Raw genomic sequence first — 25661 nt, 5'->3', positions numbered from 1 at the left:
GCAAATGCGCAGCCTGTAACCAGAAATCAATATTGTCTTTACATCAATTTTTCTTAAGGTTAAATTCTTCTGACAAGTTGATGAAAGACAACTTGAATATTAGCTATTTGTTCTCTGTTATGCCCGCAACCCAATGCGGGCTTTTTTTCGCCCTGCTAAAAGTTCCACCGTTGTGAGCCTTTTTGCTATGCAATAATGGATGCGTGGTGCCGGGTGTCTCCCGGTGATCCTTTGGCTGACAACCCATGCCTCACGAACATTTCACAACGGGATATAGAAAAGGCCGTGCATTTGCATAGCCCTGAAAGATGTTTATGCTTTATTAATTCGCTGGAATATCTGGCATGGCGCGATCCATAGAAGAGCTAATTAACGCCTTAATAGCGTTGCATACCTGATAAAATCCACCCAGCTGAGATGAGACAGAAAAACGGGAGACGTCGTCTCCTGAGCCTACTTCAGCATAAAATGATGAGTTCTCATACCAGAGTGAGATGCTTACGCCCTGCCTGTAGCCACCTGTTAGCGGAGAATCATCAAGAGTGGTTGCAATCACGAAATTCAAGTGGTAACGGCTGTCCATATTGAGTTGGGGGATTAAGACAGGAAAGAACTTCCCCTCCTCCTCCCAAATACCAATGTCCACATAAGGCCATCTTGTTCCGTCAGAACCAGTCCACTCACGAGATGTAAGATCAAGAGAACCTGAATACTCTCGTAGTAGTTCGCTCGCCTTCTCCTGAAGTTTATCCTGTAACTTCCATTGCGCCTCGACCAGTTTAGTGCGTTTTTCTTTCAGATCCTTAAATGTTAATTCCATGCCACTCTCCAGACAACTTTTGAAAGGAATCTGCATAGTAACTCACCCTGAAAGCACATGGTTATATTTCACTTACACTGAGTGCGAAAAACAAAAACCCCACCATTTCTGGCAGGGCTTCGATTGTTAAGCTGTGTGTCGAAGTGACCACTCTTAACACGTTACATCACTTTTTGCGGACCGCGCTAATGATCTTCTCAATTATTTATAGTATTTTTCGTCCGTTTATCAGAAATTCTCATCGGATTGATAATGACTACAGAAGATAAGAAGAAAACTCGTCGCGTAAGAGTTGGCTTTTTCACTGGAAATGGAAGTAAAAAAGACGGTCTGTCTACAGCGAAACTTGCATTCGAGCAAATGACAAACACGACTCCGATTACATTCCCTTTAGTGGTGACAGCAGAAACCCAAAACCGCGGTTTAAAACTTGTCATTCTTGAAAAGGATGATAAGCAGCAGAGTTATTTTGGGTATGTCTCGTGGAGGCGTGATTGTCTCTTACCTTTTATCGAGGATGGCACCACAGGAAGCGAGCGAACGATACCGCTTAGCGATAAAGATTCAGTAGTAGAACGGACATATTTTATTTACTACTTTGAAACAGATTTACTAGCAATGACTCTCAACCATTTAGGCCCCAAAGTGAATGATTTATCTTTCATTTTGTACAACAAGACACAAATGAAAAATGTTACATTCGAGGCTATCTGGAAGCACGAGAGCATGAAGGAACTTCTTGAAGATGGGAACATCCTTCGCAGTTTTGACCTCACTGTCGCAGCGCCAAGAAATTTCAATAAAGCTAATTATCAGATTAAGAATGACCTTACTAATGACATCATTGATATGGTGGTTGGTATGGGCGGTTCACACCTGAGACTTAACATGCGCGGTCGCATTCGTCCCAAAAGAGCAGGCTTCAACTATCTTAAATCATCAGTTACTGATGCTATTAAAGAACTGCTTGAACTATTCCCCAAAGGCTCTGGCGGGCTAAACATCAAGAAAATTGATGTAACAGAACCATCAGATACAGCGCCAAAAAGCCTACTTGATCAAGTGCTCATAGGCTCGAAAACTATAGTAGTAAAAAGCGGCTATCCTTCTGATTCTGATATCAGGACGGCGATGATATCTGCTAAAATTGATAATGCAAATTACCTTGCACAGTATGAGCTTGCAAAAAAAAACCAGTAACGCAAAAGGGAGGACAAAATGAGAGAATTTCTAACTCTTTTTTGGAAAGTGGTCCTCTTAGTTCTGATTACTTATGCAGCGACAAAACTGTTTAAGCCTATGAAACATGCTGATGTGTTAACTACAGCAGGTGTGCTTTCGACAATTTCAGGAATTCTTTTTGGGTTTGTTCTCGCCGCTATATCTATATTCAGTAGCGCAGATAGTGACAAAGATGGGGCCATTAACGCCCTCAAAAGGAATAATATATTACCAACATTGATAAATCGCTTGCTATCAACAGGGTTGACGCTGATTTTGGCCTGCTTGTTTCCACTGATCGCTATGTTCTTACCAGAGGATGTTAAGGTCTTTGCTCAACCAATTGATTTTTTATTTCTCCTGTTAGGATTGTCTTCGCTGCTCCTTTCACTTTGCACATTTGGTAGGTGTTGGTTAGTGCTGCGTAGAATTTTCCCTCACTTGTAACATTAGGCCCCTACACGGGGCATAATGTTAACAATTAGTTATTCATCCATATCAAGCCTTACATCCAACATTGAAAGGCAGCCATCAATAAACCCCTCAGCCATCTGTATCTCGATCCGTATCAATTTCTCATCTTTTTTACGCACTTTTGCGATCTTCCTCTTGGATATTCCATACAGATAGTGAGCTACAAGCAGTGAATGCTCATATGGTTTCCGGCTTTTCAATCGCGCCAGGCAACCTTCGATGATCAGCGCATCATCGTCAGTACATGACGGTCGGGATCTACCTGTTTGCGGCAACAGCCCCTTAAATCCTGCAGCTATAGGAGAATAGTCCACGCCAGAACTATCACTGGCAGCCCACCCGCCCCATCTTTCAAGTAACATTTGAATATCACGCATCACTTTTCTCCATACACTTAAGCTTTCGCAATTACACCGATCGCCAGCGCCCGATCCATAAAACGCAGTAGCAGCTCAAGCTGCGTACCATGCTTCTGCTCGAATGCCGGTACATCGGCGTGTAACTCGTCGTGGCACTCTCTGCACAGAGGGATCACGAAGAGGTCATGGGCTTTTGTTGCTGTACCACCCATACCGTGCCCTACGATATGGTGCGGATCATCTGCTGGCCGTCGGCAACACTCACAGGGTTGTGTTTTAACCCAGCGGGTGTACGTCTCATTTATCCAGCGGCGACGTTTTGGCCTGAGCATAAAAGACTCTGGAGACTCCGGATCAACAGAGAGCGTGAGGATCTTCTTCGCCTTCTCCTGCACGAGTCTGGTTGCTGACGAGGAAGGCACTATGTCGCTTTCCCTCATGACAGAACGGATCTTCTCATCCGGAAGGCGCAGCCCTTTGTGCGCAACGCTTTCCGGAATAACATCAGCTAGGTCGTTTCTGACCATCCACCAGCACAGTTCCGGAAGCGTCAGGATATGCGACTCGGGAAAACCAGAATCACGCCGAATGACTTCCAGAATCCAGGATACCAGGTTTCCTGCCGCTATACCTGCAAGCTGTTCGGTATGCTGCCCCGACAAAGTGTGATCGCAATGCCAGCACAGGCGAATGCTTCCTGGTGGGTGCCGCATTGTTGTGAAGTTCTTGTCGTGCCATGATGAATGTGGCCACTGGCATTCAAACCGGGTACTCAACCATTGCTCAAGGGAAGGAAGCCCACCGGCACGCTGAATAACCCGCTCATTCCCGAAGACCTGCCGCATTACCGGATCATCAGCCAGCGGCTGAATGGCTGCCGGAACAGCCCCAGTACTGAATGACGACATTTCTTCTGGTTCAGGCTCGAGCAGAACGCGACCACGCATGAAGAGGTGCATCAGTTCCGCACCAGGACGGAACAGCACAATCCCCATACGATGGGCGATCTCGGGGGTAAGCAGAGCTCTCACGCGACCTGCCCCCTGGCAATGTGTTCTGCCCACAGTCCACCAATCCAGCGCACGCCTTTCGGCGTGAAACGTGCCTGGCTGAATGCATGGTTTGAGGTTACGGATGTGCCGGTTTTCACTTCAAAACGGCCCGCATCAATATGCTGATGCCGTGGGGTCATCGTTCCGCCAAGGCGATACATGATGTCGTTCTCAAGGAGGAATAACCGCAGATCGGGCTCTTTGGCCTTAAGCAGTTTTGCCACCTGGCGGAATGACATTGACCCACTGGCTGTACAGTACCGATCAACAAACGCTACCTTCGGCGCCGCGGCAGCCAGTTCGTTAGTCAACTGCTGTTTTTGTTCTGCAAGGTCAGCTGCAAGACGTAGGGCTTCAGAGAATGATTGAGGAATCGTCTGCTGCTGTGCCTGCTCAAGCTCCTGCCAGCGATCAACCAGACGCGCGGTAAACTCCGGCGACAGCTGCGCGACAACGATATAACTGTCCCGCTTCCCTATCAGATAAACCGATACCGACTGATTGAGGTGATTTTTAACTTCCCCCATTGGGGGGAGTTCAATAACACCGCGCTCTGCCAGGCGTTCAATGGACCGTTTAACATGGTCATGTCGTGATTCCACCAGCTCAGCAATATCGCTGCTGGACATGGTTAATGCTGTTGTTGCTAATTGGCTCATACTTTTCTCCATATCAGGCGGCTGCACCCGCCGGTTCATATCTGCTGATCGTTATCTCTACCCGACCTTTCGGCACTACGGGTCCCCATTCCACCAGCATGCGCTTAATCTGGCTGTCGTCTTCCCAGACACCCGCATGCGTCAGCGCGTCAAACAGGGCTTTGTTGTAATTATCGATATCCCGGCGGCGCGCATCCGGCGGGTACAGAGTGATTTCTACCGCTGCCAGTTCAGTCGATGGCTTCGGGAGACGTCGTAATTGCTCAATGATCGCCACGCAGGCAGCGCTCTGGTATTTACGGCCATCAGCGCTAATGAGGTGACGACCGGCCAGCGGCCCCTTGTTAGGGGCGCGCCAGTAAGTGTTCACGCTCGGAGGAAAAGGCAGGACCAGTTTCACGCAGCCTCTCCCCGCATAATGCGAACAAGTTCAGAAGCAGCAGTAATGATTTCGCTGGTGGCAGTCCGCTCCAGCCAGAGTTGATTGATATTGGCTTTCAGCTTGTGTTGCAGTGACTCATCCAGCATGTCAGCACCATCCACCTGGTCGAATACAATTCTAACCTCCAGCGGCCAGATACGGGACTCGGGAAGCGGATCCGATACTGGTTTAGCTTTCTCACGAATGTGCATGCGGATCTGGCGAATATTGGACCAACTGGAAACATCCAGGCTTCCCATGGCTGCAATGAAGTCAGTGCTGTTCATGCCATATTCACCGGATGCTTCAAGGGCAACAGTGCGAATACGTTCCGACATATCCAGGCGCACAGCAGCGTCATCGAATTCAATCGACAACAGCCACTCATCCACACCGAACAAAATACTCTCACGAATAAGCAGCTTCGCTTTGTCGATCGTTAAAGGTGATACCTGAGTGAATTCCGGTGCTTCGACAGAATCCGCCGCCCAGGTATGCCCAAACTTCGATTCACTGAATGTGTATTCTTCTTTATCGCCAAACGCAGCTCTAACGCATGCCCACGCCTCGACACCGCTGATAGCAAAAATATCTTTCTGGGTGAGTGGCAACTCTGCTTCTGGCTTATCAGCTGCAGGAGGTCTGGCAGTTACAGGTTGAGACTTGCTGGCAGCAAATTGTGCCAAAGCCATAAACGCCCGCCCTTTTGCCTCCAGTTCTGTGCGGTTGATATAGCTGAACCGCTCGCCACGCCATGACTTATCGAATACAGCTATGGCACCGGCAAAAAACGCGCTGGTGGGTTTCTGTTTTTCGTCAGCAGGTACAAACCACACAGGCAGATCGAACCCAATGCGCCCGCGAATGAATACAATGTGATCGGCATCTTCCGGCCACCACGTTTCACTCGGCGCGGCTTTTATCAGGAATACATAGCGACCGCCCTTCTCGCGCTGGGCTGCTGCGTAGTTCATGATGTGCGTCATGCCGGTGATCGCCTGCTTCTCGTGGTACTGCGAACGGCTATACGGTGGGTTGCCATAGCCAGCGCCACCCAGTTCAGCCAGACGTTCAGACCAGTCCTGCGTCAGCGCGTTATCTTCGGCGGTGTACCATGCCGGGCATTTCGCGTTGTCGTCGTCAGCAAACAAATCCAGAACTAATGGACCAAATAGCGCGTTGATCCCCCAAAAAAGCAGATCCGGTGTCCGCCACTGATCGCCAACTTCTTTCAATTCGTGGGCTGGTTGGCTACGCAGTGCCGACAGCGCTAGGCAATATTTATTTGTCATCATGAACGGAACCCCGAATTTTCTGGCAGTGAGTAATCAACACTCTGGAAGTTTGCGCGGCTGGCTGAGTTAGTCTCCCATTTGCCGTTAACTCGTTCAGGCCGCCCAGCACTGGACCATTTGGTCGCGCTTTGCAGGTAACCAGGGAAGTTTTTTGGAATAAACAGAGTTGCCGGGCGGAGATATTGCGCCTGCTCGCTATCACGCCAATCGGCATTTTTGTAATCCACCACAAGGCACAGATCATCAACCGTGAATTGTTCCCGAAGACGGGCGCGAATATTCTCCAGCGACGTGCTGCATACCTGGTAGCGTGAGCCAGTAGTCTGATTCAGGTAAGACAAAACCTGTCTGGCCTGATCAGTAATCACAACCTCAGGGTCGGGTTGCGCCGCAACCGGACAAGAGGGTTTTGAAGTTACTTGTGGATCTTGTTTTGATTTTACTGACGGATCCCCGCCAGATTCTGACGGGTCAAAACCTCCGTTTTTGCCAGATTTCGACGGGTCAGTTTTTGAGGCGTCAAATTTTGATGCGTCAGATTTTGACGTGTCAGAATCTGACAGTTGAGAAAATGCGGCAGCCTGAAGTTTCGCCACATTCAGTCGGTACACGTTCGAAGCATTACGGTTACCATTACGGCGCTGTGTACGCGTGAGCCAGCCATCTTTTTCAAGCTTTGCGATTGCAGTTCTGATCGTGCTCGGCCCTGCGCCAAGCTGGCGAGCAATAGTTTCAATGGACGGCCAGCACACGCCCTCATCGCTGCTGAAATCAGCGAGACGGGCCATGATCGCAACACTTGACAACTTCATGCCCGACGCCGCGCAACCATCCCATACGTAGCCGGTTAATTTAGTGCTCATGATCGTCCGTTATCTCCCTGAACTTTTGCCTGAAATGCTCAAGTGGGCTGAAGCATTCGTGTGGGTAGCCATCACGCAGATAGATAACGCGCTGTGTTTCTGGCTCCCAGCGGATAACACGGACTGGCACTCCGCGGTGGTCTTTGAACCTTCGGTTAAGTTCGCGCACAGGCTTTTTGTCCTCCGGTTGTAGACCCCCACAATTGAAACCGCCCTACTGTGGTTACACGGAACCCAGCGGTTTGATAATCTGCGTTCATACCGAAACAACGGAGTACCCGAAACCGGGATCATCCAGGGTTGCGGTAGACGGTTAAAAGCCGTTAAACTGCTCATGCGGATTATTTCTCCATACTCGAAGAGTTGTTCGCCAAGGCGCCCGGAGCTGCACACTCGCGGGCGTCACTCTTTTCAGCGACACAAAAAACTCGATAAAGAAGCGTTATGTGCTCCTGGAACTTCGCGATAACCTGATAGCTGTTTTCCTCAATCTGAGCACGCTCATCTGCGTCAATTACCCCATCAGCCGTGGCTTTACGTACAAAATTCGAATGACGGCCTATCCATTCGATGGACTCCATCAGGCGCTGATTTATATCGGCGTTATCCAGATCATCGACATCTGCCAGCGGTACAAATACGCCCTGAGAATGGCGCGCAACGGCATCAGCGATATGGGTTGAACCACCAGCACGTTGTAAAACCATTGCCCAGCCCAGCGGGAAGATCTGGTCGCCATCAATACGAAGGCGGTTAAACAATGCGTTCTCTGTCACGCCCAACCATTCCGCCGCCTCGGCATAACCGCCATGTAGATCGGTGATCGTTTTTTTTATCGCCGCAACCAGCCAGGCTGGCTGGCGTTCGACTTTCCAAATAGGTTCGTTACCCACAGCTACCCCCTTATTCCTGTGGTTTGAGTTTTACTGAAGCATCGCTACGCTTTTCGTAAAGGTCGGGATGAAAAACCAATTTCCCCCCGGTCCGATAGGCTGCTTCAGCTGCACGCCCTTTTGGGATAAGGCGACCAGTTCTATTACGCCACTGGTAAACAGCCTCGCTTGTGATTCCAAAAAATTCGGCAACCTTCTCAGTACTGCCGAAGTAGTTTTCAATATCATCGGTTGTCATAACGCCTCCTTAGCTAAGTTTGATTAGATATTAATAACCAATCTAACTTTGGTCAATAAAAACTAAGATTGCTTAGCCTTTTAATTTATTTATGGTGTTCAAATGGAAACTGTCGGTCAGCGCATCAAAGCTCTCAGGCGCATAACCAAAACCTCGCAGAAAGAACTGGGTAAGTTCTGCGGTGTTAGTGATGTGGCGGTTGGGTATTGGGAAAAAGACGTTAATGTGCCAGGCGGCGAGTCACTTGCGAAACTTGCGAAGTATTTCAACACATCAATTGATTACATACTTTATGGCACTGAATTTGAAGGCAATCTGATAACCAAGATGCGAAGGATTCCGGTGATATCCTGGGTTCAGGCTGGACAGTTTACAGAATGTAAAGCAGCAGAAGTTTTCAGCGAAGTAGATAAGTGGATAGAGACATCACTCCGGATAGGGGATAGCTCCTTTGCATTGGAGGTTAAAGGTGATTCGATGACAAACCCTAATGGCCTCCCAACAATCCCTGAAGGGGCAACAGTCATAGTAGATCCAGATGCAGAGCCAATTCATGGAAAGATAGTCGTAGCCAGGCTTGATGGGACAAACGAGGCTACTGTAAAAAAACTTGTCATCGATGGGCCTCAAAAGTTCTTAGTTCCCTTAAATCCACGCTATCCAAACATTTCGATTAACGGTAATTGCCTGATCATCGGCGTTGTCAAAGGCGTTCAGTACGAGCTTTAACCCACCTCTAACCCTCCTCTTAACATCAGGCTAAGAATAGTTTGGTGTTTTTTCTTGATCTAAAAGCTAAGTTAAGTTAGATTTTGTTCATCAACAGCGAACAGGCAGGACGCCCACGAAGTAGCCGCCGGTGGCATATGAATAACCGGATGATTCGCGGATGACTGGGAGACAAAAAATGAAGGTTGAATGCCTAGATGATAATGACCAACTGCTCTGGTCTTACGATACCACCAACCAGCAGAACATAACGGATATGTGTTTTTTAAAGGACGGTACACAACAAACAATCATTACCGCCCTTGAGAGTGCATGCACTCAGGCGAAAGGCCAAATACTGCTATCAGATGACGTTAATGGAGTATCTGATATTTGCACGATGACCGGCGGGAAGGGCTAGCACCACATTCCAGAAGCCTGAGTGCGGAACTGCAATATTGGCAGGAAATCGTTCATAGAAACCACCGTAATAGGTGCAACGACCACCACGTTTGTAAGAGCTGTAATTTGAATCGTCCATGAGTAAAACATTTATCTGATGTGAACATTGGACAGTAACAACATTTCCATCATCCATATGTTCTCGGCTATGTATATGTGACATGAATATTCCTTTTTGTTGTAGGGGCTTAAAGGATACCACCACGCCTGATGTGGTTAAAAGCAGGCCAAAGCAATAACAAGTAACTCCCTGTTCTGGCGGCCCGGTGTTTTCCCGTTTGTCCGGTAACCGCCAGCCTTTTTCAGGGCGCAACGACGAGAGCATTGACGAGCAAGGCATAAGTGCTGGTTCGATTCCAGACAGTCCCATTCGGTTGGGAGGGTTGGGCAGGGAAAAGGTTCGTTCGATTCGGACACCGGCAGTGCTCTCTTCGTTGTGGTGAAGTGCAACCCTTAGAGGTAACCAGAAGATAAGCATCTGGCGCCACAACCTTATTGCTGTGTGTAGTCTTGGCGGTACCAGGGTCTTCAACCTTATGCAAGGGGGACGAAGATAATGTTCTACCTCGGTACCGCCCTTTTTACGCAACAGAAAAGGGCATCACCGGGCGACGGGCTCATAACCCAATCCACCCGGGCAAGAGGATGGCGGTTGCAGTCGCCTACAAATGCAGGTGCCCTTCTCTGTTGTGTATGGAGAAAGTTCGGCGGTTGCAGCCGCCTTAACGAGGGTAAAACCATGAGTAATGACCGCATGACCGTAGTGCCAGATTTTCTTGGCGAACTGGATGCCGGCGTGTTCATGAACAAAATCGCGGCAGCACTTAATACCACCGCGCTTGGCGTTCTGAACAACGGCAACAAAGGCAAAGTAGTCCTCACATTTGATTTTGAGCGCATGGGTAATTCCGTTGAAGAGAAGCGCGTCAAGATCAAGCACAAGCTGAACTACAGCACCCCAACACCGCGTGGTAAAGCCTCAGAAGAGGACACAACCGAAACCCCGATGTGGGTCAACAAAGGCGGGAAGCTAACCATCCTGCAGGAAGATCAGGGTCAGCTGTTCGGGATCACTGGCGCGGTGGATGGAAAGCTTAAAGCGGCTCAGTGATCCGCAACAACAAACTCACTGATACCACTTTGATCATCAGTTAATAAGGAATTTTTATGTCTCAGTTAGACAGCGGTACCTTCAAGCAGGTCAAAGACCTGGTTCTTTCCGGTTATCACCTGAATGATATTCATGGCCTGGCTTGCCCGACCGCATTACTGCCAGAGGGTACTGGCGTTGAAAGCCTCGAGCGCTTTTCTCTGGAGCGTTTCCGCTTTCGTGGCGCCATGACCACAACCAGTATTGACGACTTCGCACGTTATTCTAAAGGTTACGCCAGCGACAGTGAGCCAGCTCGTTGCTTTATTGACGCTGACAACATGACCGCCCGTTCAGTGTTCAACATCGGCACCCTGGATAATCCCGGTCACGCCGATAACGTTGCTTCGATCACCCTGAAGAAAACCGCCCCGTTCCGCGCGCTACTGCAGATCGACGGTCAACGTCTGAAGCAAAAGCAAATCGCTGAATGGCTGGAAGACTGGAGCGATTACCTGCTGGCGTTTGATGCTGATGGCAATACGATGCAGATTTCCCAGGCCGCCCAGGCTGTACGCCGTATCACTATCCAGCAGGCAACCCAGCAGGATCATGAAACGGGTGACTTCGCAGGTAAACGTTCACTCATGCAAAGCGTCGAAGCCAGCAGCAAAGATGTCATGCCGGTGGCGTTCGAGTTCAAGTGTGTGCCGTATGAAGGGCTTGGCGAGCGCCGCTTTAGTCTGCGTAACAGCCTGCTGACTGGTGATGAGCCGTGCTTTGTTCTGCGTATCGTCCAACTGGAAGCCCAGGAAGAAGCGATCGCCAACGAATTCCGCGATTTGCTGATCAGCAAGTTCGAAGGTGAATCAGTGGAAACTTTCATCGGTAACTTTAAAGCCTAATTGCTCTGCATTAAATCCCCGGCGCCGCGGGGATTTATTGAAGCGTAATTCCATTAATTATCGCCATCCGGCGAGGAATTCGTGCAACCAAAATCTGCGCGGTGCAGCGTGACAATATGGAGAAAACCATGAGCTACATTCAGACATTATCCGGTAAAAAATTTAACTACCTGACCGCCACAATCGACGATATCGATGTTGAGGATATCGCGACTGCTCTTTCCAACATCTGTCGATTCGCTGGGCATCTGCCAGAGTTCTACAGCGTGGCCCAGCACTCTGTGCTTGTAAGCCAGATTGTGCCGCCAGAGTTCGCCTTTGAAGCGCTGATGCACGACGCTGCGGAGGCATATTGCCAGGATATTCCAGCCCCGCTCAAAGCCTTACTGCCTGACTACCAGCGCATGGAAACTTATATTGATGGTCTTATCCGCTTTAAATTCGGTATCTCTCTTGAACAAGCTGCTGTCGTGAAATATGCCGATCTAACCATGTTAGCCACCGAGCGCCGTGATCTGGAAATCGATGACGGTTCGAAGTGGGAAATTCTCGAAGGTATTCCCTGCTCTGATCTCGTTCAGGTTATCCCTCTCCGTCCTGGTCAAGCCTATGGCCTGTTCATGAACCGCTTTAACGAACTGGCGGAGCTGCGCCAATGCGCCGCATGAAGGTAAAAGAACTCGTTGCGGAGGCTTTTGCCTCCGTTGCTGAACTGCCACCAAAGCATGCACCGCTTATGCGCGAAGTCGCCACAAGACTGGACGCTACGTTCGCAGCATTAAAAGAGTCTCTGGTGCAACTGGAACAGGAACGTAAAGGTAAAACGCCATGACCGTATTTGAATATCTCCAGGCTCATCCGAATACCACCAGCGGTGAAATCGCCAAAGGTATGAACAAAAAGACACCCGCAGTCGCTGGCGCATTATCGCAACTCTATGGCACCGGCCGGATCATGAAGTCTGGTGTTCGCAAAGGCATTCCAACATACCGTGTTAACGATATGCCGTTTGGATGCAGTAACAGCCTAACCATGTTGTTTAATCAGCTATTGAATAGCGCAAGACAGGGAGCAGCCCAATGACAGCACTCAACAAACAGGCGCTGAACTATGACCCCGCTGACCCTGACAAGATGCGGCTACCTGCTGGCGCTACGTGCGGTAACTGCCATCACATCCGGCGCTGTAAAGCCATGTTCGGCCACACTGAATCTGACACATATTGCGATTGGTCACCATCGCGATTTATCGCGGGCATTGGCGTGAAGGGGGAGTGAGATGAAGATGGGTGATCATATGGAGCCGGTAATCGAGCTCCTGGAAGAACTGAACGGTAACGATACTGACGCAAAACTTAAACTTCTTGCTCTGGTTATCTCTGAGTACATGCTTAATGCGGATGTCACCGGTTTTGAAGTTTCTGCCGGGAAAATGAAAGTTTCCGTTGATATCAGCGTGGAGGACTAACCCATGACAACTAACCACCCGGCGAACGGTCCTGTATCACTCGATCGCCTGCACCACATAAGCGAAATACTCAGCAAAGCAGCAGAACAAAGCGATGGCGGTAATCTCGGCTACGCAATGGCTGATGCTGTGAAGGTGATTGATGGGGCTATAGCAGTGTTTGGTGCTGAGCCTGTGCTTTATGCCGCTGAGGAAACTCTGGCTTATGCCAAGATGGGTGAGCTTCATCTTAAGTGCCTGTCTCAGCCAATGGGAGATGCTGTGATTCCGCTTTACGTTCACCGCCAAGCGACTGACGAAATTGGCTCATGGAATAACCACATGAACACGCCTACTGCTCAGGCTGGCAACTCTCCGGTAACTCAGGATGGTTACGTGCTGGTCCCGAAGAAACTAACCGCTGAGAACGGCGCAAAAAGAGTGCTGTCCGGTGAGTTTTCAGAAACGAAATTTATAAACTGCCCAGAGTGTTTTGGTGATGATGATTGCGAAACCTGCGACGGAAGCGGAAGAATTGAAATCACCGTTCCTGTCACATGGACGACCATCAAAGCTATTTGGGCTAAAGGTGTCGAACATTTCGCAGCAGCACCGCAGCAGGAGAATGTATAACGTGAACAATTTAATGATCGACCTCGAATCCATGGGCAAAAAACCGAATGCCCCTATCGTCTCCATTGGTGCCGTGTTTTTCGATCCGCAAAGCGGTGAACTGGGTCAGGAGTTTTACACCGCTGTTAATCTTGAAAGCGCTATGGAGCAGGGAGCGGTGCCGGATGGTGACACTATTCTGTGGTGGTTAAGACAAAGCTCAGAAGCACGATCAGCAATCTGTGTTGATGATGCGATGCCGATATCATCTGCCCTATCTGAACTGAGCCATTTCATTAACCGGCATTCTGATAACCCAAAATATTTAAAGGTTTGGGGCAATGGAGCTACTTTCGACAACGTTATATTGCGCGGCGCATATGAGCGCGCCGGCCAGGTTTGCCCGTGGCAATTTTGGAACGATCACGACGTAAGAACCATCGTCACATTAGGCAGAGTTGTGGGTTTCGATCCTAAGCGAGATATGCCATTCGATGGGGTTGCACATAACGCACTGGCCGATGCCCGCCACCAGGCCAAATACGTTTCAGCAATTTGGCTACGTCTACTGCCCCACCAGCAATAATTTATAAATATGTAAGCCCGGGTGCAGCCGGGCTGTATGGAGAGATAACTATGAGCAATGTTCTACAGTTAGCCCCCAACGAGTGGGTTTGTGAAAGCGTTCTTATCGCGGTTACCGGGCTCAAACCCGGTACCATCCTCCGGGCCAGAAAAGAATGCTGGATGGTTGGGAGGGAGTATATCCACGTATCACCTGATGGGAATCCAAAACCTTCCAGTGAGTGCATGTATAACAGAAAGGCTGTAGATGCCTGGGTCGCCTCAATGAAAAGCAAGCAGCCAGGATGATTTGACGCCATGAAAAAGGTAAGCTCGTATCGCTCTTGGGCGTCTGGAGGTATTAATGGATAAAATCACATATCCAACAGGCGTCGAAAACCACGGTGGCAGTCTGCGCATCTGGTTTAATTTTAAAGGTAAGCGCGTCAGGGAAAACCTCGGTGTCCCTGACACCGCTAAGAACAGGAAGATCGCCGGGGAACTGCGGGTGTCGGTATGCTTTGCCATCCGCACGGGAAGCTTTGATTATGCTGAACGGTTTCCAGATTCACCTAACCTTAAAATTTTTGGGTTGGGCAAGAAAGAAATCACAGTGAAAGAACTCGAAGAGAAGTGGCTGGATCTGAAAAAGATGGAAATCAGCGCGAACGCGCACAAACGGTACGAGTCGGTCGTGGCAGTTGTTGTACCGCTGATCGGGGCTACCCGACTGGTGACAGCGATTGAGAAAGAAGAGTTGCTGTACATCAGGAAAGAGCTTTTGATGGGTTATCAGTGCGCGGCAAAGGGCAGGATCCCTGTTAAGGGCCGGAGCGCGGTCACCGTCAATTACTACATGACGACTATCGCCGGAATGTTCCAGTTCGCCGCCGATAATGGGTACATAAAGGCAAATCCCTTTGATGGAATAAAGCCATTAAAAAGGGCCAGGGTGGAGCCAGATCCGCTCAGCCGTGATGAATTCATCCGTCTGATAGATGCGTGCCGGCATCAGCAGACGAAAAACATGTGGTCACTGGCGGTGTACACAGGTGTTCGTCACGGAGAACTGGTTTCCCTGGCATGGGAAGATATAGACCTTGAAGCGGGTACAATAACAATTCGCCGTAATTATACAAAACTGGGCGAGTTCACACTACCGAAAACGGACGCCAGTACGGATAGATTGATACACCTCATTCAGCCAGCCATCGATGCGTTAAGGAATCAGATGGAAATGACTAGACTCGGGCAGCAGTATCACATCAACGTGCAATTGCGTGAATATGGTCGAACAACGCAGCACAGCTGTACATTTGTCTTTAACCCTAAGATAGTCCGTCGAAGTAAGGATGTGGGGATTATCTACAAGGTGGATTCGTTTGGTGACTCATGGGACGCAGGGCTAAAAAAGGCGGGGATCAGGCATCGAAAAGCTTACCAGTCGCGCCACACTTACGCGTGCTGGTCATTATCTGCTGGTGCAAACCCAAGTTTTATTGCCAGTCAGATGGGGCATGCGAGCGCACAAATGGTGTTCAATGTTTACGGTGCATGGATGGCTGACAGCAGCGCAGAGCAGATCGCAATGCTGAATCAGAAGCTGGCAGATTTTGCCCCATTGATGCCCCATAGGCCACAAACAAACAGCAGAGGACTATTAAAATCAGTCAGTTAACCCAACATACCCGACATGTTAACTGCGTGGAGGGCAATACCACGCTGTATGCGCTGCCTAAAGCCGATATTGTTGCCCGCTGGCAGGCACAGACCACCGATGCGTTTCGATTTTGTTTTAAGTTTCCGGCGACCATCTCGCACCAGGCCGCGCTGCGTAATTGTGATGACCTGGTACAGGAATTTTTTACGCGTATGTCGCCGCTGGAATCGCGCATTGGACAATACTGGCTGCAATTACCCGCGACCTTTAGCCCACGCGACCTGCCTGCCCTGTGGCAGTTTCTCGATGCGCTCCCGAACCCCTTTACCTACGGTGTGGAAGTTCGCCATCCAGACTTCTTTGCCAAAGGCGAAGCCGAACAGCTATTTAATCGCGGTTTACACGAGCGTGGAGTAAACCGGGTGATTCTGGACAGCCGCCCGGTGCATGCCGCAATCCCACATACTGAAGCAATACGTGACGCTCAGCGCAAAAAACCGAAGGTTCCGGTGCATGTTGTGGTGACGGCAAACCATCCGATGGTACGCTTTATCGGTAGCGATGATATGGCACAAAACAGCGCCCTTTTTGCCGTCTGGCTGACCAAGCTGCCGCTATGGCAACGCAACACGACGCCGTATCTGTTTTTGCATACGCCGGACATCGCGCAAGCCCCGGAGCTTGTTGATACGCTATGGGCAGATTTACACAGTGCTCTGCCAGAGATCGGATCAGCCCCCTCTATTCCACAGCAATCTTCTCTTTTCTGAAAATGCCACCTATCATAGTCAATGCCAGCAGCCATTTAAAAAGGGAGTTTGTATGGTAAGCGCGCTTTATGCCGTATTGGGTGCGTTATTGTTAATAAAGTTCTCCTTTGACGTCGTTCGCCTGCGCATGCAATACCGCGTTGCCTATGGCGATGGAGGTTTTAGCGAGCTGCAAAGCGCTATCCGCATTCACGGTAATGCAGTGGAATATATTCCCGTCGCATTAGTGCTGCTGTTATTTATGGAAATGAACGGCGCAGAGACGTGGATGGTGCATATTTGCGGGCTGATGTTGATTGCCGGACGTCTGATGCATTATTACGGATTCCACCACCGACTATTCCGCTGGCGCCGTTCGGGCATGAGCGCAACCTGGTGTTCGCTGTTGCTAATGGTGCTGGCGAATCTTTGGTATATGCCCTGGGAGTTGGTTTTCTCCCTGCATTAGCGCACAATACGCCACTTTATTTTTCCCGGATTTTTACGTTATGTCTCACCGCGACACGCTTTTTTCTGCGCCTATCGCCAGTCTGGGTGACTGGACCTTTGATGAACGGGTAGCTGAAGTCTTCCCGGATATGATCCAGCGTTCCGTTCCTGGCTATTCCAATATCATATCTATGATTGGCATGCTGGCCGAACGTTTCGTACAACCCAACACGCAGGTCTACGATCTGGGCTGTTCTCTGGGCGCGGCGACGCTCTCGGTGCGTCGCAATATTCATCACGAGAATTGCAAAATTATTGCCGTCGATAACTCCCCGGCGATGGTTGAGCGCTGCCGTCGTCATATTGATGCCTATAAGGCACCGACCCCGGTTGAGGTTGTCGAAGGCGATATTCGCAACATTACTATCGAAAACGCCTCGATGGTGGTGCTGAATTTTACCCTGCAATTCCTTGAGCCACCTGAGCGCCAGGCATTGTTGGATAAGATTTATCAAGGGTTGAATCCCGGCGGCGCGCTGGTGCTGTCTGAAAAATTCAGTTTCGAAGACGCTAACGTTGGCGAGTTGCTGTTCAACATGCACCACGACTTTAAACGGGCCAATGGCTACAGCGAACTGGAAATTAGCCAGAAACGCAGCATGCTGGAAAACGTGATGCTGACCGACTCGGTAGAAACGCACAAAGCGCGACTGCATCAGGCCGGCTTTGAGCACAGCGAATTGTGGTTCCAGTGCTTCAACTTTGGCTCTCTGGTGGCGTTGAAAGCTGAGGTTAGCGCATGATCGATTTTGGTAACTTTTATCAGTTGATTGCCAAAAATCATCTGTCCCATTGGCTGGAAACGCTTCCGGCGCAAATCGCTGCCTGGCAGCGCGATCAGCACGGTCTTTTTAAGCAATGGTCAAACGCCGTCGAGTTTCTGCCCGAGCTGATGCCGCATCGTCTGGACTTACTACACAGCGTTACCGCAGAAAGTAAAGAACCGCTCAGCGAAGGCCAGCTTAAACGCATCGACACCCTGATGCGGAACCTGATGCCATGGCGTAAAGGACCGTACTCGCTGTACGGCGTCAACATCGATACCGAATGGCGTTCCGACTGGAAATGGGATCGTGTCCTGCCGCACTTGTCTGATCTCACCGGGCGGACCATTCTTGACGTCGGCTGCGGCAGTGGCTATCACATGTGGCGCATGATTGGCGCGGGGGCGCATCTGGCGGTTGGCATCGATCCTACGCAACTGTTCCTGTGCCAGTTTGAGGCGGTGCGTAAACTGCTGGGCAATGACCAGCGTGCTCACCTGCTGCCGCTGGGTATTGAGCAACTTCCAGCGCTCAACGCCTTTGACACTGTGTTCTCCATGGGCGTGCTTTATCACCGCCGCTCGCCGCTGGAACACCTGTGGCAGTTAAAAGATCAGTTGGTTAAAGATGGCGAACTGGTGCTGGAAACGCTGGTCGTCGAAGGTGATGAAAATACCGTACTGGTGCCGGGCGATCGCTACGCGCAGATGCGTAACGTCTACTTTATTCCGTCTGCGCTGGCGCTAAAAAACTGGCTGGAAAAATGTGGTTTTGTTGATGTGCGCATCGCCGATGTCTGCGTCACCACCACCGAAGAGCAACGCCGCACCGAGTGGATGGTAACCGAGTCGCTGGCCGACTTCCTCGATCCGAACGACCACAGCAAAACGGTGGAAGGCTACCCCGCCCCATTACGTGCAGTATTGATTGCGCGTAAGCCGTAATAGATTGCCGAATGACCGTTACGTATAGCACCGTTTCTCCAAAATAGTTCAAGTTGCAGCAAGGCGGCAACGCAGAAAATCCCCGGGAGCGTAGATAACTACGTGACCGGGGTGCGCGAGGCGGCCAACGCTGCTGCGGCTTGAAATATGAAGGATAAAAAAAGGCCCCTGTTGAAATTGCAGGGGCCTGGTACGAGCAAGCATCATATTGGGCGACATGATGCAACGGTAAAATCAGCTGGCCTGATGGTGTGCAATGATTGCTTTCATTTCAGCAACCGCCGTCCCGTCTACCGCATAGCGCGAATACTCATCCGCCTGCGCATCCGAAGACATCGACAACCCCGAATTGCGATAACGCATTGGTGAAGCCAGCCATACTCCGGCAGAACTGTGGACTTCCTGCACTCCAGCATCAAGGAGCAGGGACAAATTCGAGGCGCGAACCCCCGCTCCGGCCATAATGATTGGAGCACCGGGCTGCGCAATAAGTTCCATTATTTTTGTTAAACCTTGCGCCGCATCTGATTTTTGCCCTGAAGTGAGTACTCTGGCGATGCCCAGCTCAGCTAATTTTTTAAGCGCATTGAGTGGGTTAGCACACATATCAAAGGCCCGATGAAAAGTGACTTGCAGCGAACCGGCGGCGATCATTATTTTCTCCATGCGCGGCATATCGACATTGCCATCCACATCTAAAATGCCGGTCACCAGCCCTGAGAATCCCAGTTCCCTGACCATCGCAATATCATCCAGCATTGCAGCAAATTCACCTTCGGTGTAGTAAAAGTCGCCTCCACGTGGGCGAATAATGGGATTGACGGGAATCGAAATGTGCTGGCGAACGGAACGCAAGACGCCCAGTGACGGCGTTAAGCCCCCTTCTTTGGGTGCCGAGCATAGTTCAATACGATCCGCGCCTTTTTGCTGCGCCGTGCGCGCGCACTCCATGCTGTAACAGCAGATTTCCAGTATAGCCATGCTCACTCCTGACGTTCGCTTGCCACAATGGTTTCAATCGACCACGGATGGAATTTTATCGTCACGCTGCCATCGCTAACCGCCAGCGTCGGATTCGGTAAACGCTCACGCTCTCCTTTTGGCGAGCTGGTTTTCACAAATATGCCCGGTTGACTCAGACCGTGATCGGAAAGCAGCGCCAGCGCGCGCGCATTCAGCGTTTCCGCCTCTCCCGGCAGAACAATTTCAATATGTTCCCAGCCTTCATGTGGGTAGCGTTTTTCGCCCGGCCACGGCAGTTCGACGATGGAAAATTGCCAATGTTGCACACAAACCGGCTCATGCAGTTTAAAAAGACAAATTGGTCTGCCGTTAATGATGTTTTCTGACAACAATTCACCGCACTGTTCAAACCCACGACGCCAGCGCTCTGCGGTGGTATTTTGATGGCAACGCAAGGAAATGTGATCGGCTTCCAGGCCTGTGATATCCAGCCCAAGACGGGTAGAAAGTTCCGTTAATGCCTGCGTGAAATGCGGTAAATCTGCAGAAATATCCTGTAGTTCTGCAACGGTTTGCCAGTTCGCCATATTAAAAGCTCATATCCATGTTCAAAGTCGCTAATTTACTCTGTTGCGCTGCGCCATCCAACCGCTGTTTTCTCCGAACACATCATGAATAAATTTACGCCATTGCATTGTTTATATTTCAGGCTACTGGCGGTACACACAATGCTGACGGCAACGGGCATTTGCAGTATACTCCCGCCCTTAATTCTTAAACTGGTGCGGTGAATTTTAGGCCGCTTCATAAATGTAAGGTATTCCGGTGAATATTCAGGCTCTTCTCTCAGAAAAAGTCAGTCAGGCCATGATTGCTGCAGGTGCGCCTGCAGATTGCGAACCGCAGGTTCGTCAGTCAGCAAAAGTACAGTTCGGCGACTATCAAGCTAACGGCATGATGGCTGTCGCTAAAAAACTGGGTATGGCGCCGCGACAACTGGCTGAGCAGGTGCTGACTCATCTGGATCTCAACGGGATTGCCAGCAAAGTTGAAATTGCAGGCCCGGGCTTTATCAATATTTTTCTCGATCCGGCATTTCTGGCGCAGCACGTTCAGCAGGCGCTGGCTTCCGATCGTCTGGGCGTCACTCAACCGGCTAAACAAACCGTCGTGGTTGACTACTCCGCGCCTAACGTAGCGAAAGAGATGCACGTTGGTCACCTGCGTTCCACCATCATCGGTGACGCGGCGGTGCGTACGCTGGAGTTCCTCGGTCACAACGTTATTCGCGCTAACCACGTCGGCGACTGGGGTACTCAGTTCGGTATGCTCATCGCATGGCTGGAAAAACAGCAGCAGGAAAATGCCGGAGAGATGGCGCTGGCTGACCTGGAAGGTTTCTACCGTGATGCGAAAAAACATTACGACGAAGATGAAGCCTTCGCGGAACGCGCCCGTAGTTATGTTGTGAAACTGCAAGGCGGTGACGAATACTTCCGCGAGATGTGGCGCAAACTGGTCGACATTACCATGTCGCAGAACCAGTTAACCTACGATCGCCTCAACGTTACCCTGACCCGTGACGACGTCATGGGCGAGAGCCTGTACAACCCGATGCTGCCTGGCATCGTCGCCGATCTGAAGGCGAAAGGCCTGGCTGTTGAAAGCGAAGGCGCTACCGTCGTATTCCTTGATGAGTATAAGAACAAGGAAGGCGAACCGATGGGCGTTATCATTCAGAAGAAAGATGGCGGCTATCTCTACACCACAACCGACATCGCCTGCGCCAAGTATCGTTACGAAACCCTGCATGCCGATCGCGTTCTTTATTACATCGACTCCCGTCAGCATCAGCACTTAATGCAGGCCTGGACCATCGTACGTAAAGCCGGGTATGTGCCGGATTCAGTGCCGCTGGAACACCACATGTTCGGTATGATGCTGGGCAAAGATGGTAAACCGTTCAAAACCCGCGCGGGCGGCACGGTTAAACTGGCCGATCTGCTGGATGAAGCGCTGGAGCGCGCACGTCGTCTGGTCGCGGAGAAGAACCCAGACATGCCTGCCGACGAACTGGAAAAACTGGCAAATGCGGTCGGTATCGGCGCAGTGAAATACGCGGATCTGTCCAAAAACCGTACTACCGACTACATCTTCGACTGGGACAACATGCTGGCGTTCGAAGGTAACACCGCGCCATATATGCAGTACGCTTATACCCGCGTACTGTCCGTGTTCCGTAAAGCAGATATCGACGAAAGCGCGCTGGCAAATGCGCAGGTCGTCATCAGCGAAGATCGCGAGGCTCAACTGGCGGCACGTCTGCTGCAGTTTGAAGAAACGCTGACCGTCGTTGCACGTGAAGGTACGCCACACGTGATGTGTGCTTACCTGTACGACGTTGCTGGTCTGTTCTCCGGCTTCTACGAGCACTGCCCTATTCTCAGCGCTGAAAACGAAGAGATTCGTAACAGCCGACTGAAACTGGCACAGCTGACGGCGAAAACGCTGAAGCTGGGTCTGGATACACTGGGTATCGAAACAGTAGAACGTATGTAATCACCTCAAGTAATATGAAAGCCCGCGCTATGTCGCGGGTTTTTTTATTTCCCCGAATTACCGCCCTCGTAGGCAGCACTATCAGGCCGACGAGAAACGGCTACGTTCACTGTAATTTGTAACAACCCACAAGGAATGACACATTTCCCTAGAGATATGGAACATCTTTTGCCTGTCATCCCGTCTAAGCCTCCGTATCATTAGGCGGCGAATTAATCGGGTACGGGTCAATGACATTCAGAGATTTTGAGGCGGAAGAAAAGCTCTTCCAGCGGCGTGTATTGGTGGCCTTTGGCCTGGTAGTCATCTGTTTTGGCATCCTGATTTACAATCTGTATAACTTACAAATCTGTCAGCACCAGTATTACACCACCCGGTCGAATGCAAACGACATCAAAATGCTGCCCGTCGCCCCAACGCGCGGCATGATTTACGATCGCAACGGCATCCCGCTGGTGCGCAACGTTACCTGGTACGATATTTCTGTTACGCCGTATAAAATCAGCGATATGAATGCGTTACTCCAGCAGCTCACGCCGATCGTTGACCTCACTCCTGATGACATAGACCAGTTTCGCCATGAGCTGAAAACCAGCAGCCGCTATCGTCCTGTGGTGCTAAAAAATGCGCTAACCGATGTCGAAATCGCCCGTTTCTCGGTAAACCAGTTTCATTTTAGCGGCGTCAACATCAATAGTTACGAAGACCGCCAGTATCCCTATGGCGCGGCGCTGGCGCATGTCCTGGGTTATGTTTCAAAAATCAATGACAACGACCTGAAAGCACTGGATCAAAAAGGTCTGGCGGAGAACTACGCCGCCGATCACAACATCGGTAAGCAAGGTATTGAGCGCTATTACGAAAACGAACTGCATGGAAAGACCGGTTATCAGGAGGTGGAAGTAGATAACCACGGACGCATCGTACGCCTGATCAAAGATGTGCCGCCCGTTGCCGGAAAAGATATCCATCTGACGCTGGATTTACATTTACAGCAATACATTGAGAGCTTGTTGGCTGGCCAGCGTGCCGCCGTTTTGGTTGAAGATCCACACGACGGTTCCGTACTGGCGATGGTCTCAAACCCCAGCTACGACCCTAATCCATTTGTCAAAGGCATCAGCTATCAGGACTATAACAAGCTACTCCAGGATAAAGACCTGCCATTAATCAACCGCGTCACGCAGGGATTGTACCCTCCCGCTTCAACGGTCAAACCGTATATGGCGATGTCGGCATTACTGAACGGTGTGATCACGCCGCAGACCAGTTTCTTCGGTGCCCCTACCTGGACGCTACCCGGCACCGAGCGACATTACCGTGACTGGAAAAAAACGGGCCACGGTATGTTGGATGTCACCAAAGCGATAGAAGAGTCTGCCGATACGTTCTTCTATCAGGTAGCGTATATGATGGGGATCGACCGGATTAACAGCATGCTCAGCCAGTTTGGTTACGGTAAACCGACCGGCATCGATCTTGATGAGGAGTATAACGGCCTGCTCCCGAGCCGTGAATGGAAGCAAAAAGTACACAAAAAAGCCTGGTATCAGGGGGACACTATTTCAGTTGGCATCGGTCAGGGCTACTGGATTGCCACGCCTATCCAGATGGTAAAAGCCATGGTCGCACTGATTAACAACGGCAAGGTTATCGTCCCTCACCTGCTGCTCGATGAAGAGAGCGGCAAAACCATCACGCCGTATCAGGCTCCAGAAGCACCTTCACAAATCGCCTCGGCCTCATCGCCCTACTGGGGACTGGTGCGTCAGGCGATGTTCGGCATGGCGAATGAACCAAATGGTACAGGTTATAAGTTCTTTCACACCGCGCCTTACGGCATTGCGGCAAAAAGCGGCACCTCGCAGGTCTTTAGCCTGAAAGAAAATCAGACCTACAATGCGAAGATGATCCCTGTCCGCTTGCGCGACCACGTGTTCTATACCGCATTTGCACCCTATAAGAACCCGAAGGTCGCGGTGGCGTTAATTCTGGAAAACGGCGGCAGTGATGGTGTCACCGCCGCGCCGGTTATGCGTCAAATCATGGATCATCTGTTTGCCCCGCAGGACAACACGGTACAAACAGTGACGACTGAACAATCAGGTCCGATAGCGGTATCGCCATTGAATACCGATATCAAAAATACTTTCGCAAGTATTCGGTAAGGCACAGCATCGCCATCGCCTGTCCGTAAGGCATGGAGGTCCGAGGGATGTTGCGGTAGAAATCAAGATTATGTCCCATCCCGGTACCAAACGAGGTGTGCAGCAGTTCACCTTCCGGTGAAATATGCTGCACAATGCCGCGAATGGCTTTTTCGGCCACCAGCGCATACTCTTGCCCAACATAGCGTTTACGTACTGCTTTGAGGATCCCATAGGCAAATCCGGCAGTTGCCGATGCTTCCAGATACGACTGAGGGTCGTCCAGCAAGGTATGCCACAACCCACTTTCATCCTGGCATTTCGCCAGCGCCGCGATTTGCGCGTTCAGGACCTGTACCAGATAGCGGTGAACAGCATTGTTTTCCGGTAAATCAAGTAATTCGAGGAAGTCCGGGATCACGATAGTTAACCAACTGTTGCCACGCGCCCAGCGGGCATTAGCAAAGTTATGATTTCCTTCATAGCTCCAGCCGTGGAACCACAGCCCCGTTTCTTTATCCATCAGGTTTTGCACGTGCAGCAGGAACTGATACGTTGCCTCTTCGATGTAGTCCGGGCGATTGAGTAGCTTGCCAATCTTCGCCAGCGGTAAAACCGTCATCATCAGCGTGTCATCCCACATCTGTTGATGGTTTTCTTCCGCCAGCGTGATGTGTTGCATACCACCAAATTCGGTACGCGGCATCTCATGCATTGCCCACTCAGCCCAGCTGTCGAGCCACGGCAGAAACGCTGGGTTACGCGTCTCTTCATAGCGATACGCCAACGTTAAAAATGGCGCCATGGTGTTCACGTTTTTGGTGGTCGCACCTTCAGCAAAACGCTCGGCAAACCAGCTATCGATGATATCGCGCATCGTTTCATCGCCGGTTTGCAGATAGTACTGATACATCCCGTACAGGCCGACGCCGTGTGTCCACTCCCATCCCGCCCAGCCTTTAGTATCAATTACGCGTCCATCGTCCAGACGCAGCAAGAACTCGCCGGTTTCGTCATGAATATTGACCAGGTTATGCGTCACCTTTTTGATCAGCGTTTTTAATTCATCCCTGGCAATAAAATGTTCTGGCTGGCGCAATAACGGGCTATGTTTAACCGGGTAAACAATCATTTACTTAACCTCTGTCAATGTCGGATTCAATGCTGAGACTTGCCCCTGTTACGGCGCAGCAGCTTTTTTGGAGGCCCCGCAATCCTCGCTTTGACAATGGGCATCCTTATAGGGTCACAGTAAAAGCTAACAGGAAGTGAAACCTTTCTAT

The 25661-nt window shown here is 50.4% G+C and carries 34 protein-coding genes; 20 read left to right on the top strand and 14 right to left on the bottom strand.

Features of this window, described 5'->3' with window-relative positions; translation table 11 throughout:
- Nucleotides 1–322: 322 nt before the first annotated feature.
- Complete coding sequence (locus OGX89_RS12470; RefSeq protein WP_000423994.1) at nucleotides 323–820, bottom strand: hypothetical protein; 498 nt, start codon at nucleotides 818–820, stop codon at nucleotides 323–325.
- Between the two features lie 252 nt (nucleotides 821–1072).
- Between OGX89_RS12470 and OGX89_RS12465 the strand changes: the two genes are divergently transcribed.
- A complete protein-coding gene (locus OGX89_RS12465) occupies nucleotides 1073–2020 on the top strand; it encodes a hypothetical protein (protein WP_125112475.1) in 948 nt (315 codons plus the stop codon).
- 18 nt (nucleotides 2021–2038) lie between these two features.
- Nucleotides 2039–2488, top strand: coding sequence for a hypothetical protein (locus tag OGX89_RS12460; RefSeq protein WP_125112476.1), 450 nt, complete (start codon nucleotides 2039–2041; stop codon nucleotides 2486–2488).
- A 38-nt stretch (nucleotides 2489–2526) separates the two neighbouring features.
- Here OGX89_RS12460 and OGX89_RS12455 read toward each other — a convergent pair whose 3' ends face one another.
- The 9 genes from OGX89_RS12455 to OGX89_RS12415 all read right to left on the bottom strand — a co-directional run bounded on the left by OGX89_RS12455 (nucleotide 2527) and on the right by OGX89_RS12415 (nucleotide 8295).
- Nucleotides 2527–2895 carry an antiterminator Q family protein gene (locus tag OGX89_RS12455; protein ID WP_198579279.1) on the bottom strand — a complete coding sequence of 123 codons (369 nt, stop codon included), beginning with the start codon at nucleotides 2893–2895 and terminating at the stop codon, nucleotides 2527–2529.
- A 14-nt stretch (nucleotides 2896–2909) separates the two neighbouring features.
- Nucleotides 2910–3905 carry a DUF968 domain-containing protein gene (locus tag OGX89_RS12450; protein ID WP_142710226.1) on the bottom strand — a complete coding sequence of 332 codons (996 nt, stop codon included), beginning with the start codon at nucleotides 3903–3905 and terminating at the stop codon, nucleotides 2910–2912.
- Nucleotides 3902–4585: a phage antirepressor KilAC domain-containing protein gene (locus tag OGX89_RS12445; RefSeq protein ID WP_142710227.1), complete on the bottom strand. Its 684-nt coding sequence runs from the start codon at nucleotides 4583–4585 to the stop codon at nucleotides 3902–3904. Before OGX89_RS12445 ends, OGX89_RS12450 begins: the two co-directional genes overlap by 4 nt.
- A gap of 13 nt (nucleotides 4586–4598) precedes the next feature.
- Nucleotides 4599–4985, bottom strand: coding sequence for a RusA family crossover junction endodeoxyribonuclease (locus OGX89_RS12440; protein ID WP_003034741.1), 387 nt, complete (start codon nucleotides 4983–4985; stop codon nucleotides 4599–4601).
- Entirely contained in the window at nucleotides 4982–6301 is a 1320-nt protein-coding gene (locus OGX89_RS12435; protein ID WP_166465548.1) for a phage N-6-adenine-methyltransferase, read from the bottom strand. Before OGX89_RS12435 ends, OGX89_RS12440 begins: the two co-directional genes overlap by 4 nt.
- Nucleotides 6298–7164 carry a conserved phage C-terminal domain-containing protein gene (locus tag OGX89_RS12430; RefSeq protein WP_166465549.1) on the bottom strand — a complete coding sequence of 289 codons (867 nt, stop codon included), beginning with the start codon at nucleotides 7162–7164 and terminating at the stop codon, nucleotides 6298–6300. The genes OGX89_RS12435 and OGX89_RS12430 overlap by 4 nt, the downstream gene beginning before the upstream one ends.
- Entirely contained in the window at nucleotides 7154–7333 is a 180-nt protein-coding gene (locus tag OGX89_RS12425) for a DUF4222 domain-containing protein (RefSeq protein WP_003034732.1), read from the bottom strand. Before OGX89_RS12425 ends, OGX89_RS12430 begins: the two co-directional genes overlap by 11 nt.
- A 172-nt stretch (nucleotides 7334–7505) precedes the next feature.
- Entirely contained in the window at nucleotides 7506–8057 is a 552-nt protein-coding gene (locus tag OGX89_RS12420; RefSeq protein WP_286560038.1) for a YmfL family putative regulatory protein, read from the bottom strand.
- A gap of 10 nt (nucleotides 8058–8067) precedes the next feature.
- On the bottom strand, nucleotides 8068–8295 hold the full coding sequence (locus OGX89_RS12415) for a Cro/CI family transcriptional regulator (protein ID WP_003826141.1): 228 nt from the start codon (nucleotides 8293–8295) through the stop codon (nucleotides 8068–8070).
- Nucleotides 8296–8397: 102 nt separating this feature from the next.
- On the opposite strand from OGX89_RS12415, the gene OGX89_RS12410 reads away from it, so the two are divergent.
- On the top strand, nucleotides 8398–9024 hold the full coding sequence (locus OGX89_RS12410; RefSeq protein ID WP_003826139.1) for a LexA family protein: 627 nt from the start codon (nucleotides 8398–8400) through the stop codon (nucleotides 9022–9024).
- Nucleotides 9025–9367: 343 nt separating this feature from the next.
- On the opposite strand, the gene OGX89_RS23885 is transcribed toward OGX89_RS12410, so the two are convergent.
- The gene (locus OGX89_RS23885; protein WP_003826136.1) at nucleotides 9368–9628 is read right to left on the bottom strand and encodes a DUF1883 domain-containing protein; all 261 of its coding nucleotides are present in this window, start codon (nucleotides 9626–9628) and stop codon (nucleotides 9368–9370) included.
- Between the two features lie 576 nt (nucleotides 9629–10204).
- Here OGX89_RS23885 and OGX89_RS12400 point away from each other — a divergent pair.
- The 15 genes from OGX89_RS12400 to cmoB all read left to right on the top strand — a co-directional run bounded on the left by OGX89_RS12400 (nucleotide 10205) and on the right by cmoB (nucleotide 18709).
- The gene (locus OGX89_RS12400; protein WP_001515608.1) at nucleotides 10205–10576 is read left to right on the top strand and encodes a YfdP family phage-associated protein; all 372 of its coding nucleotides are present in this window, start codon (nucleotides 10205–10207) and stop codon (nucleotides 10574–10576) included.
- Between the two features lie 56 nt (nucleotides 10577–10632).
- Nucleotides 10633–11460: a YfdQ family protein gene (locus OGX89_RS12395; RefSeq protein WP_286560042.1), complete on the top strand. Its 828-nt coding sequence runs from the start codon at nucleotides 10633–10635 to the stop codon at nucleotides 11458–11460.
- 128 nt (nucleotides 11461–11588) lie between these two features.
- Nucleotides 11589–12128, top strand: coding sequence for an HD family hydrolase (locus OGX89_RS12390; protein WP_200042800.1), 540 nt, complete (start codon nucleotides 11589–11591; stop codon nucleotides 12126–12128).
- On the top strand, nucleotides 12116–12292 hold the full coding sequence (locus tag OGX89_RS12385; protein WP_001253786.1) for a hypothetical protein: 177 nt from the start codon (nucleotides 12116–12118) through the stop codon (nucleotides 12290–12292). The genes OGX89_RS12390 and OGX89_RS12385 overlap by 13 nt, the downstream gene beginning before the upstream one ends.
- Nucleotides 12289–12543: a hypothetical protein gene (locus OGX89_RS12380; protein ID WP_159137289.1), complete on the top strand. Its 255-nt coding sequence runs from the start codon at nucleotides 12289–12291 to the stop codon at nucleotides 12541–12543. Before OGX89_RS12385 ends, OGX89_RS12380 begins: the two co-directional genes overlap by 4 nt.
- A complete protein-coding gene (locus OGX89_RS12375) occupies nucleotides 12540–12737 on the top strand; it encodes a hypothetical protein (protein WP_094168743.1) in 198 nt (65 codons plus the stop codon). The genes OGX89_RS12380 and OGX89_RS12375 overlap by 4 nt, the downstream gene beginning before the upstream one ends.
- A 1-nt stretch (nucleotide 12738) precedes the next feature.
- Nucleotides 12739–12927 (top strand): diguanylate phosphodiesterase, encoded by a 189-nt coding sequence (locus OGX89_RS12370; RefSeq protein ID WP_275145831.1) that lies wholly within the window; start codon nucleotides 12739–12741, stop codon nucleotides 12925–12927.
- A gap of 3 nt (nucleotides 12928–12930) precedes the next feature.
- Entirely contained in the window at nucleotides 12931–13539 is a 609-nt protein-coding gene (locus OGX89_RS12365; protein ID WP_286560045.1) for a hypothetical protein, read from the top strand.
- A 1-nt stretch (nucleotide 13540) separates the two neighbouring features.
- Nucleotides 13541–14104 carry a 3'-5' exonuclease gene (locus OGX89_RS12360; protein ID WP_286560047.1) on the top strand — a complete coding sequence of 188 codons (564 nt, stop codon included), beginning with the start codon at nucleotides 13541–13543 and terminating at the stop codon, nucleotides 14102–14104.
- 50 nt (nucleotides 14105–14154) lie between these two features.
- Nucleotides 14155–14391, top strand: coding sequence for an excisionase family protein (locus tag OGX89_RS12355; protein ID WP_110497661.1), 237 nt, complete (start codon nucleotides 14155–14157; stop codon nucleotides 14389–14391).
- A 55-nt stretch (nucleotides 14392–14446) separates the two neighbouring features.
- The gene (locus OGX89_RS12350; RefSeq protein ID WP_286560050.1) at nucleotides 14447–15760 is read left to right on the top strand and encodes a tyrosine-type recombinase/integrase; all 1314 of its coding nucleotides are present in this window, start codon (nucleotides 14447–14449) and stop codon (nucleotides 15758–15760) included.
- Nucleotides 15742–16512 carry a DUF72 domain-containing protein gene (locus OGX89_RS12345; RefSeq protein WP_286560573.1) on the top strand — a complete coding sequence of 257 codons (771 nt, stop codon included), beginning with the start codon at nucleotides 15742–15744 and terminating at the stop codon, nucleotides 16510–16512. Before OGX89_RS12350 ends, OGX89_RS12345 begins: the two co-directional genes overlap by 19 nt.
- Nucleotides 16513–16564: 52 nt before the next feature.
- Nucleotides 16565–16960: an MAPEG family protein gene (locus OGX89_RS12340; protein WP_003833847.1), complete on the top strand. Its 396-nt coding sequence runs from the start codon at nucleotides 16565–16567 to the stop codon at nucleotides 16958–16960.
- 40 nt (nucleotides 16961–17000) lie between these two features.
- Nucleotides 17001–17744 (top strand): carboxy-S-adenosyl-L-methionine synthase CmoA, encoded by a 744-nt coding sequence (gene cmoA / locus OGX89_RS12335; protein ID WP_003034686.1) that lies wholly within the window; start codon nucleotides 17001–17003, stop codon nucleotides 17742–17744.
- Nucleotides 17741–18709 (top strand): tRNA 5-methoxyuridine(34)/uridine 5-oxyacetic acid(34) synthase CmoB, encoded by a 969-nt coding sequence (cmoB, locus tag OGX89_RS12330; protein WP_125112494.1) that lies wholly within the window; start codon nucleotides 17741–17743, stop codon nucleotides 18707–18709. The genes cmoA and cmoB overlap by 4 nt, the downstream gene beginning before the upstream one ends.
- Nucleotides 18710–18943: 234 nt before the next feature.
- Here cmoB and cutC read toward each other — a convergent pair whose 3' ends face one another.
- Both cutC and OGX89_RS12320 read right to left on the bottom strand, forming a co-directional pair.
- A complete protein-coding gene (gene cutC / locus OGX89_RS12325; RefSeq protein WP_125112495.1) occupies nucleotides 18944–19690 on the bottom strand; it encodes a copper homeostasis protein CutC in 747 nt (248 codons plus the stop codon).
- Between the two features lie 2 nt (nucleotides 19691–19692).
- Nucleotides 19693–20259, bottom strand: coding sequence for a VOC family protein (locus OGX89_RS12320; protein ID WP_003833855.1), 567 nt, complete (start codon nucleotides 20257–20259; stop codon nucleotides 19693–19695).
- A 238-nt stretch (nucleotides 20260–20497) separates the two neighbouring features.
- Between OGX89_RS12320 and argS the strand changes: the two genes are divergently transcribed.
- Both argS and mrdA2 read left to right on the top strand, forming a co-directional pair.
- Nucleotides 20498–22231 (top strand): arginine--tRNA ligase, encoded by a 1734-nt coding sequence (gene argS / locus OGX89_RS12315; RefSeq protein ID WP_003833857.1) that lies wholly within the window; start codon nucleotides 20498–20500, stop codon nucleotides 22229–22231.
- 230 nt (nucleotides 22232–22461) lie between these two features.
- Nucleotides 22462–24399: a peptidoglycan DD-transpeptidase MrdA2 gene (mrdA2, locus tag OGX89_RS12310; protein ID WP_003833859.1), complete on the top strand. Its 1938-nt coding sequence runs from the start codon at nucleotides 22462–22464 to the stop codon at nucleotides 24397–24399.
- Here mrdA2 and bglB read toward each other — a convergent pair.
- Entirely contained in the window at nucleotides 24371–25510 is a 1140-nt protein-coding gene (gene bglB / locus OGX89_RS12305; RefSeq protein ID WP_125112496.1) for a beta-galactosidase BglB, read from the bottom strand. The two genes, mrdA2 and bglB, sit on opposite strands and share 29 nt — an antisense overlap.
- Nucleotides 25511–25661: the final 151 nt, after the last annotated feature.

Source organism: Citrobacter sp. Cpo103, assembly GCF_030332605.1.
GTDB lineage: Bacteria > Pseudomonadota > Gammaproteobacteria > Enterobacterales > Enterobacteriaceae > Citrobacter > Citrobacter portucalensis.
Note: the sequence above shows the minus strand (reverse complement) of the source record. Positions and strands in the feature narration are given on the sequence as shown.